General features: G+C 67.0%; 11 protein-coding genes and 1 pseudogene. 3 read left to right on the top strand and 9 right to left on the bottom strand.

Annotation, left to right across the window (positions count from 1 at the left end; genetic code table 11):
* Nucleotides 1-252: pseudogene (locus tag ACIQD6_RS34410) on the bottom strand (hypothetical protein); the annotation flags it as partial.
* A 365-nt stretch (nt 253-617) separates the two neighbouring features.
* On the opposite strand from ACIQD6_RS34410, the gene ACIQD6_RS34405 reads away from it, so the two are divergent.
* The 3 genes from ACIQD6_RS34405 to ACIQD6_RS34395 all read left to right on the top strand — a co-directional run bounded on the left by ACIQD6_RS34405 (nt 618) and on the right by ACIQD6_RS34395 (nt 3230).
* Nucleotides 618-1310: an alpha/beta fold hydrolase gene (locus ACIQD6_RS34405; protein WP_401890495.1), complete on the top strand. Its 693-nt coding sequence runs from the start codon at nt 618-620 to the stop codon at nt 1308-1310.
* A 30-nt stretch (nt 1311-1340) separates the two neighbouring features.
* Nucleotides 1341-1985 carry an alpha/beta hydrolase gene (locus ACIQD6_RS34400; RefSeq protein WP_401890492.1) on the top strand — a complete coding sequence of 215 codons (645 nt, stop codon included), beginning with the start codon at nt 1341-1343 and terminating at the stop codon, nt 1983-1985.
* Between the two features lie 75 nt (nt 1986-2060).
* Nucleotides 2061-3230, top strand: coding sequence for a helix-turn-helix domain-containing protein (locus tag ACIQD6_RS34395; protein ID WP_401890489.1), 1170 nt, complete (start codon nt 2061-2063; stop codon nt 3228-3230).
* Nucleotides 3231-4356: 1126 nt separating this feature from the next.
* Here the strand turns inward: ACIQD6_RS34395 and ACIQD6_RS34390 are convergent.
* The 8 genes from ACIQD6_RS34390 to ACIQD6_RS34355 all read right to left on the bottom strand — a co-directional run.
* Entirely contained in the window at nt 4357-5004 is a 648-nt protein-coding gene (locus tag ACIQD6_RS34390; protein WP_401890487.1) for a class F sortase, read from the bottom strand.
* 159 nt (nt 5005-5163) lie between these two features.
* Entirely contained in the window at nt 5164-5598 is a 435-nt protein-coding gene (locus tag ACIQD6_RS34385) for a hypothetical protein (protein WP_401890485.1), read from the bottom strand.
* 115 nt (nt 5599-5713) lie between these two features.
* Nucleotides 5714-7792, bottom strand: coding sequence for a sensor histidine kinase (locus ACIQD6_RS34380; RefSeq protein WP_401890482.1), 2079 nt, complete (start codon nt 7790-7792; stop codon nt 5714-5716).
* On the bottom strand, nt 7779-8537 hold the full coding sequence (locus ACIQD6_RS34375) for a response regulator transcription factor (RefSeq protein WP_401890479.1): 759 nt from the start codon (nt 8535-8537) through the stop codon (nt 7779-7781). Before ACIQD6_RS34375 ends, ACIQD6_RS34380 begins: the two co-directional genes overlap by 14 nt.
* 108 nt (nt 8538-8645) lie before the next feature.
* A complete protein-coding gene (locus tag ACIQD6_RS34370) occupies nt 8646-9461 on the bottom strand; it encodes a hypothetical protein (RefSeq protein WP_401890477.1) in 816 nt (271 codons plus the stop codon).
* Nucleotides 9462-9673: 212 nt separating this feature from the next.
* Nucleotides 9674-10216: a hypothetical protein gene (locus ACIQD6_RS34365; RefSeq protein ID WP_401890474.1), complete on the bottom strand. Its 543-nt coding sequence runs from the start codon at nt 10214-10216 to the stop codon at nt 9674-9676.
* A 542-nt stretch (nt 10217-10758) separates the two neighbouring features.
* The gene (locus ACIQD6_RS34360) at nt 10759-11130 is read right to left on the bottom strand and encodes a DUF6193 family natural product biosynthesis protein (protein ID WP_401890471.1); all 372 of its coding nucleotides are present in this window, start codon (nt 11128-11130) and stop codon (nt 10759-10761) included.
* Nucleotides 11130-15080, bottom strand: a 3951-nt coding sequence (locus tag ACIQD6_RS34355) for an RHS repeat-associated core domain-containing protein (protein WP_401890468.1), incomplete at its 5' end; no start/stop codon positions are given. The genes ACIQD6_RS34360 and ACIQD6_RS34355, both read right to left, overlap by 1 nt.

Raw genomic sequence — 15080 nt, 5'->3', positions numbered from 1 at the left:
ACGCGAGTCACCCGCGTAATTCACCTGATCCGTGCACTTCACGCCGTCCCTCTTGGGCGTACCCGACGACGCGCCCTTGGCGGAGCCCTCGGCATCCTTCGTCGTTGAAGTGGCGGACTCGGAGGAACTCACCGAGGCAGATGAACCGGCGGCGGAAGAGGCATTGTCCGTCCCGCCGTTGCCACAGGCCGTGAGCGCCAAGCCGAGAGCCACAGTGGTAAGAGCGAGCATCGATGTCTTCCGAACGCGCATGATTCCTCCTCGATGGGTTCCTGCCCTGGTGAGCAAGCTTTCTGATCATGAGGAGAGGTGGGGCCGCCGGCCCAGTTGCGGAGCACCGGGCATCAAGACACGCCTGTGACACCGGGAACACAGCTGATACGGGAGTGCGGTCAAGCCCGCCGGACCGGACCGGACCAGACGCGGATGGTCGGCGCGAGGGTGCCCTGGTCACCTGCACGGTGGGCTCGGCGTGCGGTGGCCGCCGGGCTGGGGTCTGCTGGGTGAGCCAGACTCATCGGACCCACAGCTCCACGGACCCACAGCTCGACGGACCCACAGCTCGACGGACCCACGGCCCCACAGCCCCCACGGCTCCACTGAAAGGGCACCACTTCATGGCTGACAAGCCCGCGATCGTTTTGGTACACGGCGGCTTTGTGGACGGTTCCGGCTGGCGGGCTGTCTACGACCTGCTCACCCGCGACGGCTACCGCGTCGCTGTGGTGCAGAACCCGACCCTGTCGCTGCAAGGCGACGCCGCCGCGGCGCGGCTGATCATCGACGCGCAGGGCGGCCCGGTCGTGCTGGTCGGCCACTCCTATGGTGGCGCGGTCATCACCGAGGCGGGCACCGACCCGAACGTGGCGGCCCTGGTCTACATCGCGGCGTTCATGCCGGACGCGGGCGAGTCGGTGAACACGCTCCTCGCCGGTTTCCCCACCGACGTACCCGGACCGCCGATCCTGCCGCCCACGGACGGCTTCCTGTTCCTCGACCGGGGCAAATTCCCGGCAGCGTTCGCCGGTGACCTGCCCGCCGACGTGGCCGGATTCATGGCCGACTCGCAGGTCCCCTGGGGGGTGGAAGCCGTCGGCGAGCAGATCACCGTGGCCGCCTGGCGGACCAAGCCGAGCTGGTACCTGGTCACCGGCGACGACAAGATGATCCCCCCGCCTGCCCAGCACACCATGTCCGGGCGAGCCGGCGCGTCCACCGTCGAGGTGGCGGGCAGCCATGCCATCTACGTGTCCGACCCGGCCGCAGTGGCCGACCTCATCAAACAGGCCGCGTCCGCCACGCCGAAGTAGCACGCAGGTGCCGAGGGGAGGGACACGCAGGTGGCAGAAACACACGTGATCGTCCTCCCGGGCGGCGGGTACGCCGAGCACGCGCCGCACGAGGCCGAACCGATCGTCGACTGGCTCAGCGGGATCGGGGTGCGGGCCAGTGTCTTCCGCTACCCGCTCAACGCCAGGCACCCGTTACCGCTCCATGCCCTCCGCGCCGAGATCGAGCGCCGCCGCGCGAACGGGGCGGACCGCATCGGTCTGATGGGCTTCTCCGCGGGTGGCCACCTGGCCGGCCTCGCGGCCCTCGCGCCTGGTGCCGAGGCGCGGGAAGCCGTGCAGTTCGCGGTCCTCGGGTATCCGATCACGTCGATGGAGACCGAGACCTATCGCCCCGCCAGGCTGATCCTGCTGGGAGAGGACGCCGGCCCGGCGCTGCGGCACTCGACATCTCTGGACGCACTGGTGACGTCCGAGTCACCGCCGTTCTTCGTGTGGCACACCGCGGAGGACGTCTACGTACCTCCCGAGCACACCTACCGTCTCGCTGCCGCGCTCGCGGCCCACAACATCCCGCACTCCGCGCACGTGTTCGCGCACGGGCCGCACAGTCTCGGCCTGGCCGAAGGCGCGGGGGACACGGCGACCTGGACGGCTCTGGCCGCGTCGTGGATACGCGAACGCGCCGAAGCCTGAGGCCCGTTCCAGCGTGTCGGCGGGCGCGGGCCGCGGAACCGGGACGCGGCTGGCAGCGCGCCGTACGCTTGTGGTATGCGCACTGTCGGGCAGAATCTTCAGGAAGTTCGCAAGCGCCGAGGACTCAACCAGAGAGAACTGGCGGCAGCATCCGGGGTGTCGCTCTCGTACATCCGAAAGCTTGAGCAAGGCGAGCGTGAAGCCGTACGACTTGAGACACTGCGGAAGCTGGCCGCAGCACTCCGTGTGCCGACTATGCGCCTGTCTGCGGGACGCGACGAGGAAGGGCCCATCGCCGGAACTGTTGAGCGCTGGGAAGCCGTACGGCACGCGTTGGAACGTCCTCCCACACCAACAGAGTTGGATGACGAGGCGCCCACCGTTGCCGGGGTGCAGAAAGCGTTCAACAAGGCAGCACCCCTCTTTCATAAAGATCAGTACGCGGCTCTTGCCGTTGTGTTGCCACCGCTTCTCAGGGATGCCGAAGCCCTCGGAAACGAAGGTCGACGCATCCGCGTGCGCCTCTTGCAACTCGCCGGATGCCTCATGGTCCAAACAAGACAGTTCGGTGCGGCGGAAGTAGCCATCAGTCGAGCACTGGACGACGCGTCCGACCGAATGGACGGGGCTGCCACGATCAATACAAAATGCTGGCTCCTCTTGAGGCAGGGGCAATTGGAAACGGCCCTTGATCTCGCAGTGAAATGGGCCGACGAGACTGAGCCAAGGCTGAGCCGAGCAACCCCGGCCGAATTGAGCACCTGGGGGCTGATGCTCCTTCGGGTTACGGCTGCCGCAGTGCGTAACTCCCAACCCGGACAGGCTGCCGACGCGCTTCGGTTGGCAAAGGCTGCCGCCGTGGCGCTCGGCAGAGAGTACGCACCCGAAACGGACTTTCTCCGTACGTTCGGGCCGACTACCGTACACCTGAAGCGTGCCGAAAACGCGGGTATCGTTGACCGGCCAGACATCGTCCTTCGCCTTGCCGAACGTGCCCCCGTTTACTCGCTGCGTCCTCGGAGCAGTAACCGCAACCGCTATGAGCTCGGAATTGCCGAAGCGCTGGCGAAGACCGGTCAATACGCCGAGGGGTTCGAAAGAATGCAATCCATCCAGCACGCAGCCCCCGAATGGATTCCCAACCAGACGTATGCCCGCGTGGTACTCAAACGAATCATCGAAGGACGCCGGACGCTTACCCCGGACATGCGCCGCATGGCCGCCGATATTCACCTTGAGGTCTGATCATCCCTCTAGTGGCCCTTCCCCTTGACGGATAGTCAAAGTGTCACTGACAGCAAAGCAAGCATCTCCCTGGCGTGTCGTAATCACGACAACACTAGGGGTGATCGACTGTGGCACGCGGAATCATGACGGACCCCCCTTCGTCAGGCCGCATCTACCGTGACGCCGACGAACTGCACACGCTCGTCCGCGCTGGTGGCTTCTGGGGGATCGCCCCCGACTGGGTGCCGCGCGGGGGCTACGCACCACCAACTCGCCTGCTTCTCAACAGAGTTGCGCTGTGGCTCTTGGCGGAGTCTGTGCCAAGGGAGGGCGAGCGGTGGTGGTGAACCGTGATGTACCGGAAGGCGGCGATCTTCCGATGGTGTCGACTACCAAATTACCCACGTGTGCCTGCCCGTTGGGGGATGACTGCCCCGAACGGCCCGACCACGTCACGGGGGACGGCGAGCCCCAGCATTCGCGCGCGGACGACCGGTCCCACAGCCCGACCATAGAACGCCTGCGTCCCTTGTTGGAAGAGGAAAACCGTCGGGCCAGGGGTGGTTGGTGGTGAGCGACCCGGAATGCGCGCGGTGCGCGGAGCTGACGGCCAAGAAGAAGGCAGCCGAAGAGTCGGGAGATCGCACGACGGTCACCGACTGCGTGGGGCTGCTCCGTAGACATCCGCAACACGGACGCTTGGCGGTGTCGGGTCCCCTCGATGCCCATTGGGCGTGGTGGTGACGCCGAGGGAAGACGACCCGTGTGCGGGCACGGCGTACGAAGGCAGCCCGGAGGGCTGGTGGACGCGGTACGGCGGAGCACTGGACGTACGTTCCGGAGTCGTCCACATCCCGCCGGGGGCCGGCCTGCCGCATCCGCCGCCCCCGCTCCACTGTCGAAAATGCCGTGGAAAGGAGCGCTGTCAAGAATGAGTGTGCGGAAAACCGGACTGGCCTTGTTCGCTATGGGAGTCACTATCCTGATCTGCCTGGTGGCGCTCGTCTTTCTGGGCGTCGGCCTCGCCGTCATCGGTCGATCATGAAACGCATGGGAGTGCCCCACTCTCCCAGAACCGCCCTGGCTGCTCCGGTCCGCGTACGTACGTCCCCCGCTGCGGCACGGCGAGGTGCCCGCAGGGGTGTCAGGCCAGCGTCGCGTAGACGATGAGGTTGTTCACCGGGTGGCCCTGGGCGTCGAAGTCGCCGTCGCAGGTGATCAGGCGCAGCGCGCGGTCCTTGGTCGGACCGTAGACCTTGTCGGTGGGGAAGGAGTCCTTGCTGACGCTCTCGGTGCCCGTGACGGTGAAGTGCGTCGGTTCTCCCCGGTTGTTGCTGACGGTGATGTCCGCGCCCTTGGAGATCTTCTTGAGGTCGTGGAAGACGGCCTTGCCGAAGCGGGTGTCGTTGTGGCCGATGATGACGGCGGCGCCGGTTTCCCCGGGCACGGAACCGCCGGTGTACCAGCCTGCCGTCATGCCCTTCTCGGCCGGCGGGACCTCGACGGTTTGGTCGGCGTTGAGGCCGAGTTCCATCAGGGAACTGCTGACCCCGATCGAGGGGATGATGACCTTGGTGGGAGTTACGGGTTTCCCAACAGCCCCCGGAATGCTGGGTGTTGGAGTGCCAACAGCAGTTGATGAGATCGGGGCGGCCGGAGCGGACCGGGCAGTCGTGTCGGGCCCGGACGAGCAGCCGGTGAGCGCGGTGAGGACCACAGGTATGACGAGAGCGAGGCGGACAAGGGCCGGTGGGGGGCCGAAGCGCCGTACCGGATGGTGCGCAGGGAACACAACTGGCTCCAGAGCAGGACTGGGTGAATACGCGATGGCGCCGCCCGGCGAAGGGCGGCGCCACTGTTGTGCCGCGTCAGATGGTGTGTCGGGGCGGTGTGCTGGGGCAGAGTTCGCACCCCTGCCCGGACGGTGTAGCTGGTCAGATGTCGTACCTGGTCAGACGTTGTGCCGTTCGGCGGAGCGGCGACGCAGTACGAGGGTGCCGGCGCCGGCGAGCAGCAGTGCGCCGGTGGCCGAGCCCACGAGGGTGGTCATGTCGGTGTTTCCGGCCGGGGCTTCGCCCGCGGCGACGCCGCCCCGCGGGACAGCGTCGGCGGCTCCGGCCCTCTTCAGGGCTTCGGCCTTCCTGGCCGCTTCGCCCTTCCTGATTTCCTCGGCCGAGGACTCCTTCGACATCCCGGCCCTCTTGGCGGCTTCGGCCTTCGCGTCCGCGGCCTTCTTCATGGCCTCGGTGGGGTTGTCGGACTCGCTCGCCTTCGTGGACGGCGTCGGGTTCTCGTCGGAGGCAAAGGCCGCGGAGGCCGGGACGAGCAGCGCGCCGGCCGTGACGGCGGTCAGGACGGCGTAACGCAGGCGGTGATGGCGGGGCATGCGTGGCTCCAGTTCCAGCCCGGCATGGGAAGTACCTGAATGCTGAATCGCATCGGGTTCCGGGCAGGGCTCAAGACTGGCGACAGCTTATGAAGAAGCTGTCAGGACGCCATGGTCATCGCATCAGGGCCGCCGCCCGCTCCGTACCACCGCCCGGCGCGGTCGGCAGCCGCAGGGTGAAGACCGAGCCCTGCCCCTCGGTACTCGCCACGCTCGCCGTACCGCCGTGGGCCTCGGCCAGCTTGAGGACGATCGCCAGGCCGAGGCCGCTGCCGCCGGTGCTGCGGTTTCGGGACTTCTCCGCCCGCCAGAAGCGGTCGAATACGTGGGGGATGTCGTCCGCCGGGATGCCGCTGCCGGTGTCGGACACCTCCAGGGCCACCTCGTCCCCGGACTCGGTGACGTACGACCGCAGCGTCACACTGCCACCGGGCGGTGTGTGGCGTACCGCGTTGGAGACCAGGTTGCTGACGGCCTGGCGCAGCCGGACCGGGTCCGCGTCCAGCGACGGCCGAGGGGAACCGGGCGTCGCCGCGGCGACCGCCAGTGTGACGCCCTCGGTCTCGGCCAGCCCCTGGTGTGCCGCGGCGACCTGGCCGAGGAGCTCGTCGACGCACACCGGTTCCAGGTGCATGCGCAGCGCGCCCACGTCGGCCGCGCCCAGGTCCTGGAGGTCGTTGATGATGTGCTGAAGCTGGACCGCTTCCTCCAGGAGCGAGGAGACGAAGGCCGGATCCGGCTCGGCCAGACCGTCCTGTGCCGCCTCCAGCCAGCCACGGATGTTGCTCAGCGGGGTACGCAGCTCGTGGGCGACATCGCTGACCATCACCTTGCGCTGCTCCTCCAGCCGGGCGCGGTGTACGGCCATGTCGTTGAAGGCCGCCGCCAGCCGTCCGATCTCGTTGTCCGAACCGACCGGCACGGGCGCCGAGTCCAGGCCGTCCCGCATCCGCTGAGCGGCGCCGGTGAGCGCGTGCAACGGGCGTACGAGCCGGGTTCCGGCGATCACCGAGGCGCCGACGGTGAGGGCGAGGACGAGGGCCGTGACCCCGACGATACGTGCGGTGTTCGCCGGTGAGAGATCGAACCCGGGCACGCTGACCGCGCCGGGGCCGTCGATGAACAGCAGTGCGGGCGCGGCGACATAGGCCGTGAGCTGTTCGCGGCGGGCGCTGCCGACGCAGGAGGCGATGGCCCGGTCGTACCCGCTGCTGCTGGCTCGGGGCGCGCGTCTGTCAGGCGGGGTGGCGGCCGCATCCGCTTCCATCTTCTTCCTGGCGGCTTGCCGCGCGGCCGCCTCTTCCTTGCTGAGGGCGGTCTCGGACGCGGAGTAACCGTCCGGTTGGCCGACTCTTGTGGCTTCCTGCTGGTATCCCCAGGACAGGTCCAGGTTCAGTTTCACGCCCGTACGTCCCTGGCGTTTCAGACAGGCATCGGCCAGTTGGTTGAGTGTCTGGAGGGCCTTCTTCTCGGTCGGGGTGGGAGCCGATTCGTCTGTCAGGCACTTCTGTCCCATCAAGCGGTCGGGGTCGTTGCTCACGAACTGGACGCGGGACCGCCCGCTCGGGCTCTCGACGACATCCGCGGCGATGCCCACCTGGCTGAGGCACTCCACGCTCCTGGTGGTGGCCTGCCGCAGGTCGGCACGTTCCTTCGCGGGCAGCAGGAACGGCCCCACAGCACGCGGATCGACGCGATCCGCGTCGGCGGGAGTGGCATCGGGCACCAGCACTGTGTCGACGGACAGCGGGTCGACGACCGCCGAGGCCTGTGCCGGCAGATGGGCGGCGGACCGAGTGCCGGAGGATTTGGCCGAGTTGGAGGTACTGGTGGAGAAATCGGCGGCGGAGTCACGCGAGGAGTCGAAGAGCGGCCGCCGGTCCTCGGTGGTCAGCACGATCCGGCGCTCGGACTGCCGGGCCAGTTCCCGCACGGTGTCGTCGACGCCCTCCCAGCCGCGGTGGGTGGCCGCGTACCCGAGCAGGGTGTTGTAGATCTTGGCATCGGAGCTGAGGTTCTGCCCCTGCTCCTGGCGGATCGCGCCGGAGGTCGTCTGCACGGCGAGCCAGGCGGTGGCGGCGACCGAGCACGAGGCCACCAGCGCCGATACGGTCAGCAACCGGCCGAGCAGGCTCTTGCGGAGCGGCAGCCGCACCCGCCCTCCCCCTCGTTCTCGCTCTTCAGGACGACGCATGGCGTATGTCCTTCGCGGGGTCCGTCAGCTTGTAGCCGACACCGAACACGGTGAGCAGCCGGACCGGCCGCCGTGGAGCACGCTCGATCTTCTTGCGCAGATGCATGACATGCACATCCACGGTGCGGTTGCTGATGTACTTGTCGAAACCGTGCAGTTCCTCCAGGAGCCGCGGCCGGGTGAAGACCCGGTCGGGCTCCGCCGCCATCGCGGCGAGGATACGGAACTCGCCGGGCGTGCACACGACTTGCGTCCCCTCGACCCACACCTCGTACCGGGCCGGATCGACCCTGAGTGTGCCCACCGACAACACATCATCCTCGACGGCGACGACGGCGACGGCGGCGGGCGTGGGGCCGGACGCCGGACCGCCCGAACGCCGGTTGCGGCGCAGCAGCGTACGTACCCGGGCCATCAGCTCACGAGGGCTGAACGGCTTGGTCATGTAGTCGTCCGCGCCGAGGTCCAGCCCGAGCAGCAGATCGTCCTCGGTACTGCGGGCCGTCAGCATGAGCACCGGCACCTCCCGGCACTCGGCACGCAGAATCCGCACGACGTCGAGCCCGTCGGTCCGGGGCATCATCACATCGAGGACGAGCAGGTCGGGTTCCTTGTGCCGAACCACCTCAAGAGCCGCACGGCCGTCCTCGACGACCGTGACCGTATGCCCCTCGTGCTCCAGATAGCGGCGCACCAACTCGGCCTGCTTCACGTCGTCTTCGGCAATCAGAATGTTCGCGCCCACGCCGACGATCGTAGCGAGCGCGGGCCCGGTGGCGGTGGCAGTGGCAGTGGCAGTGGCAGTGGCACAGCGACGCCTGACGACGTCGGGCTTCCATACATCCCGGTACGTTCACTGGAAGTTGAGCTGGTGGGGATGCGTCGGGTCGGCTGGGCAGGTGAAGACGCGCATCTGACCGCGCCCGACGTACAGGCCAGTTGGGGTGTTGGCCCACATGGTCCGCATCGTCTCCCGATCCTCCAGCGGTACCCAGCTCATTGAGCCACCGTCCCACTCGCGGTCGCTGACGGTCAGCAACGGCCTCATGGGAGTACCGCACGAGCAGTCGATCCGGGCGGGACCGGTAAGGCCCCAGGTGGCGAACCCGCCGACCTTCCAGCCCGGCGCGATGGACAGGTCGCCGACATAGTCGAGTTCGTACGCCTCGCCTTCCGGGTACTCCGTCCCGTTCTCCTCCGCAGCGTCAAGGAGTTCCTCCTCCCAGGCCTCGATCCCTTCCTGCAACTCATCACTCAGCAACTCAGGCCACTCGTGTTCGACGACCTGTTCCGGGTCGAGAACACACGGATTCGGCACACATTCGGCCCGGCCGACGACCACCGGCTCCGGAACGTCCGTGAGGATGTCCGTCACGTCCTGCGAACGCCGCCACTTCAGCACCACGTCCATGGTCCGTCCCGGACCGTGCACCTCGAACGGACACCACAGGACCTGAAGCAGGTCATACCCTTCCGGGCCGATCAGATCCGGCACATCACGAGCGAACAACTGGGCTGCGGCCAGCATCGGAATCGGGTCCGTATCCAGCAATTCCGGTACATGCGCTTCGTGTTCGAGATCCGACAGGGTCTCGCGCTCCGCCTCGGAGGGCCCGCGCCTCGGATCCCGCCGCCACGCCTCGTGGAGGACCTGGCGCCAACGCCGCACGTGGGCCAGTCGCTGCCCCCGTCCCTTTTCGTGGACGGCGTGGCACATCGGCCACGGCTCGCTGACAGGCCACAGGAACGGCCCCGCAACCGAACTCTCCAACGGCTTCGGGGAGCCTCTTCGGGGATGCAGGCGGGTCCCCGTCCGGCGATACCCGGCAAGCGCCGGAAACATTGCTTCTCCATCGATCGGCCGCTCGGGCGTAGTACGCGTCATGTTGTCCTCATCTTGTTCAGCGGTGTCTCCGAGTCTTGTTCAGCGGTGTCTCCGAGCGGCCTCGCGTCCGCTGTTCCAGCGCGACGATGCCCCGGACAGGGACGTCCGTGTCCTCCTGGATGACACCGGCGAACAGCGTCCGGCCGCCCAGGGCCCACTTCCTGCACGCGATGAACTCGTCCGCGTCCGCCTCCGTACTCTCCGTCTCGGGTGAGATGCGCGGCCAGAGTGGACGACTCGATTTCGGGGAGAAACGCGGCGAGGAACCGCTCACCCTCCTCGTAGACCGAGTCCAGGTCATCGAAGTAGCCCGTGTCTTCGTCCGTGTCCCGCATCCAGACGGTGAACTCGACCCGGATCCCACCGTTGTACGGGTGCACCCAGCCTGCGACATCCTGCTTGTGCCACGACATCTCGAAGCCGTTCTTCGGCCGTCCTCCGGCCGTCCACTCCTGGGCCGCGAACTCCGCCGCCACACCCTCGCCGGTCAGCGGAACCTGGTTCAGGATCCCTTCCAACAACTCGACCACTACAGCCATGCGCTCATTCCACTCATGCCATTGCCCGAGCGATGGCCACAGACGTTCGCGCCCGGAGCCGACTCAGAGGCCGCAGACAGGTGGCGCGGCCTCATACTCCTCACCGTCAGTCCACGTCACCCCATGCCACGTCAGGACCGGGCAGCCAGGGCTGGGAGAAGTCGAACAACGTCGGCGCGTCGACCTCACGAACGGCCTTCCGCCAAGAAGGTCGACCGGAGATGAGAAAGCCTTTCCAGTCACCCGAGCTCAGCAGATACATTGCCGTTGGATCATTCTCGACACCATTCCGTGAGGAAATATCGGCCGCCTCTGCCCCGTTGGCCTTTCGGATCGTCAGCCCCTACATCAAGGAATTCACGAACATGCTGTCGACATGACCGACGTGAATATCGATACGGGGCGCCGGGGAAAGTTTCACGTCAGTGTCACTGCGTACCATCATCGTCTTGTGCGAGACCGTATAGCTCCAGATCTTGAAAAGACGATCGGGTTCTTGAAAAATCACCTTGCCGTCACAGCCTCCTGCGAGGCCGAGGGCGTCAGAGGTCCAGCGCTGTACCGTCGATGGCAGGGCCGCAGCCTGATGGAAGGTTGTTGACGACCAGCGCGACCGCTTCCTCCAGCGTGCCTGTCTCGCCCAGGGTCACCCCGTCCGACAACCGAATCACCGTGCATCCGCCGGCCGGGCGCGGGTACAGCGCCGGGACGTCCCTCGTCCACGGACGCTGGGTGCACCGGCTGAAATGCAGCGAGCCGTGGGTGACGAGTGGGAAGAGCTCACGCAGTTCAGGCCGAGCGTACGCCATCCGCGTCATTTTCGGATCAACCAACCCTTCATCCTCGTCCAGCACGTGCTGCCATTCGAGCGCGACCTTTTCCGCAGCACGTGAGGCGGATCCGTCGTGTGCCATCAATTAACCTTCCCCTTCTTCTGGTGGTAGTACGGATCGAGTTCCAGGATGTCCGGCTTGGGGACCTGCACCCTCTCGTTTCCCGAGTACCAGTGGATATCGTCCCACGCCCTGCCGTCCGGCGGATCACCAAACATTTCGGCCGCTCCGTGGTCGCGCACCGCCTTTGCCAGCGAACTCATTTCCCAAGCCGTCCCGTTACCGGAGTCAGGCCACTTGTCCGGACTGCTCAGACTGAAATTGTCACCGTGCGCGACTGCCACCTGGAAAGCCTCCACAATTGAATCCGGAGTATTCCACATCCCCTTCTCGCCCTGCCGGTTCGGCATTCCGTCCAGAGTCACGGAAAGAGTCGTGTTCCGATCACCAATGGCTTCCAGAACATTGGTCATCCATACAGGTCCACCACCTTCAACGCCCGCATAGTCGCTTCCGTTGTAGGTATGAGCGCCGGGATCGCCATTCTCACGGAGGTGTCTGGCCAGGTCCTCCGAATGGCCACCCGGCTTGTTGACGCCAAGCACAACGCTGTGCTTGTGATCACCCTTCCGGTGCGGGCATCCCTCCAGGCCGAGCGGATCGATCCACGTCGTCGGGTTGTCGACGTACGTGAACGCGTTCGGCGCCGGAGTCAGGCCCAGCGGGTCCGGAGAGACATAGCGCCCGGAGGCCGGGTCGTAGTGGCGGTGGCGGTTGTAGTGGAGTTCCGTTTCCGGGTCGAAGTACTGGCCCGGGAAACGGAGTGGGGTGTATCCGGTGGCCGTCCGGTTCCACGATGTGCTGCCCCAGACGGTGGCCCGGGTGTGCCAGGTCACGTCGCCACGCTCGTCCACGAGTTCGCACGGGGTACCGACCAGGTCGGTGACGATGGCGAAGAAGCGCCGGTCGATCTCCTCCTGCGGAAGTTCGGCGCCGGGTTCGGCTCTGAGCTTGCGTTCCGTCTGGGCAACCGGTTTCGCGCCGTCGTGGTCCCAGGTCAGGACCGTGGTCTCCGGCGATCCGGCTGTACGGGCCGACTGTTCGCACAGAGTGTCGCCGTCCCAGGTGAAGTCGACCCGCTCGACGGCCCCGCTGCCGTCCGGCGACAGGCGCTCCTTGGCGGTCCGCCGTCCCAGCGCGTCGTACAGGTACCGCCAGCGGGTGCCGTCCGGAGTGGTGACAGACACCAGACGGTCCTCCGCGTCCCAGCCGTAGTGCCAGCTGTCCGGCTTACGTGAGAGACGGCGTTTCTGGCGCAGAGTGACCCTCCCCTGCGCATCGTGCTCGTAGCGGACCGAGCCCGCGCGAGCGATGCGGGTCCCGGTGTACTCGCGTGGGCCCGAGGCGGAGTTGTCCGCCGCCCAGGATGCCTCCGTCTGGTTACCGGATGCGTCGTAGGCGTACCGCTCGCACCAGTTCTCGGCGGTGACGCCCGTGACCCGGCCCTCCCGAGTCAGTTCAAGCTGCCGCCGACCTCCGAGCAGGTCGTCGACCGATGTGAGGTGACCGTCCGGGCGATAGGCGTACGAGCGCTGTTGCACGGTCCGGTCGTCGGCGCCGCGTACCAGTTGACCGGTGAGGCGGCCCAAACCGTCATAGGTGTGGTCGATGGTGAGTGTGTCGCCGATGCGACGCGTGGTCTCCCGGCCCGCCTCGTCGAACTCGAAGACCATGCGGCGCCCAGACGTGTCCAGGTGGGCGCGCCGGTCCGCGGCGTAAGACCATGAGCTGACCGCGCCCGTGGGGGTGGTGCGGCTGATACGGCGGCCGGCCTCGTCGTAGACGTGAATCAGTTCCCGGCCGTCGGATATCTCCCGCAGTATCCGGCCCTCCTCGTCACGAACGAACGACAACTCGGCATCCGGAGCTATCGCACTTGCGAGTCGCCCGAAACCGTCGTACGTGAAGCGGGTGATCGCGCCTTCGACGTCCTTGACCAGCACACGGCCGGCCGCATCTCGCTCGTACCGGACCGACTGCCCGAGGCCGTTGGTCCGGGCGACAAGCCGGCCCAGTTCGTCATGGGAATAGCCGAGGGTCCGGCCGTCGAAATCCGTCTCGGAGGTCAGGCGCCCGGCCTGATCGTACGTGTAGCTCCAGGTCAGGCCCTGCGGGTTGGTGACGCGGGAGATGCGCAGCTCGGTGTCGTACGCGAACTCGTGGCGTGCCCCTTCGGGCGTGGTACGGGCCGCGACCAGGTCGAAGTGGGTGTATTCGAGGCGTGTTTCACCACCCACCGCGTCCGTGTGAACGAGGCAGTTGCCCTCGCCGTCGTACGACCAGCTCTGCCACGAGCCGTCCGGTTCGGAACGCCGGGCGAGCCGGCCCTCCACGGTCCACTCCAACTCGGTGGTACGGCCGTGGGGGTCGGTGATCCGGTTCGGGCGCCCGAAGGCGTCGCGTGTGTAGTGCGTGACGGTGCCCAGCGGGCCCCGGATCGCGATCGGGAGGCCGACCGCGTTGCAGCGAAGCCGGTCCAGTGCGCCCAGGCAGTCGTCGACACCCGTGAGGTGGCCGCGCGCGTTGTGGGTGAGGCGGGTTGTCGTACCGTCCGGGCGGGTGAAGACGACCGGGTTGCCGTGGTCGTCGTAGTCCTGGTGCCACGTCGTACCGTCGGGTCCGATGACGGTGGTCAGTTGGTTCCGCTCGTTGTAGCGCATCACGGCGGACGTACCGTCGGGGTGTGCGACGACAGTGGGATTGCCCTGGTCGTCGTAGGTGTACGAGGTGGTCCGGCCGAGCGGGTCGGTTCGGGACAGAAGACGGTCGTACCGGTCCCATGTCTGGCAGGTGGCGTTCCCCAACGGGTCTGTCTCGCGGATGACTTGGAGGTGGTCGTTGAGGTGGTAGACGGTGGTGGCACCGCGGGAGTCGGTGTAGCGGGTGACGCGGTCTCCGGTCTCCGCGTGGACGTCGTAGGCGAAGGTGGAGGAGAGGTAGCCGGCAGGCCCGATGGTGCGGACGACACGGCCGGCGGTGTCGTAGACGTAGCGGAACGTGGACTCGTTGCGGTCGGTCCAGGACGTGATGCGGCTGTCGGCGTCGTAGGTGAAACGCAGCGGCAGCCCGGAGGAGTTGGTGACCGCGTCGAGGTCTCCCCGCTCGTCGTAGCCGTACGTCATGACGGTGACCGGGCCGTCCGGTGTGCGCAGGGCGACTTCGTGGACACGTGTGTCCCCAGTGGTCAGCTGGACCGTGTAACCGCCATCGTGGGTGACCGAGGTGGGAGCGCCGTCGGGGCGGCGCCCGAAGGTGACTCGGTTGTCGTTGCGGTCGGTCAGCTCGGTCAGCCAGTACGCAGACGAGGTGCGGTACGGGCTGCCGGTGAAGGAGCGGGTCAGGCCGGTGTGCGGGTCGCAGACCGTGTAGGAGGTCTCGTCCTCGTACCGGCCGCCGTGGACGAGGGGCAGCCGCGAGCCTTCCAGGGGCAGGACGGGGTCGCCGTCGGGCAGGGGCAGCCTGGGGTAGACAAGCACCGAGCCGTCCTCGCGGGCCCATATCGCGCCCGCTCCCGAGGAGTCGAGCTCCAGCCGCTCGTCCAGGGTGGAAGCCCAACTGCGCCCGAACCAGTGGCCGTAGCGGTACTCGGACAGATGGGTGCGGCGAAGGACGAGAGGAAGGGCTCCAGGGAGGAACAGGTCGGTCTGCGAGAGAGTCATCTCGCCCGTGGCGACATCGACGGGGTCGTTCTCGCACGTCTTCTTGTTGAGGTCGATGCCGTGCTTGCGCGGGTCGGACTTGACATCACTCAGTGAGGCGGGCTTGAGGTGCGCCTCGCCGCCACCGCGTTTCTTGTTGTTGCCGGACCAGCCACGGCTGTTGTTGTTGCCCCCGGCGCCATCCTTGCCGCGTTCTTTGGCGAGGCGGGCGCGGATGTCGTCGTCGTTGTTCTTGTGGTCCTTGGATATCTGCTTGACGGTCTTGGGCAGGGTCGTGCCGACGTGGTCACCCATCGTCTTGACGGCCTTCTC

Origin of the sequence: Streptomyces sp. NPDC088400, assembly GCF_044753355.1 — a bacterium.
GTDB lineage: Bacteria > Actinomycetota > Actinomycetes > Streptomycetales > Streptomycetaceae > Streptomyces.
Note: the sequence above shows the minus strand (reverse complement) of the source record. Positions and strands in the feature narration are given on the sequence as shown.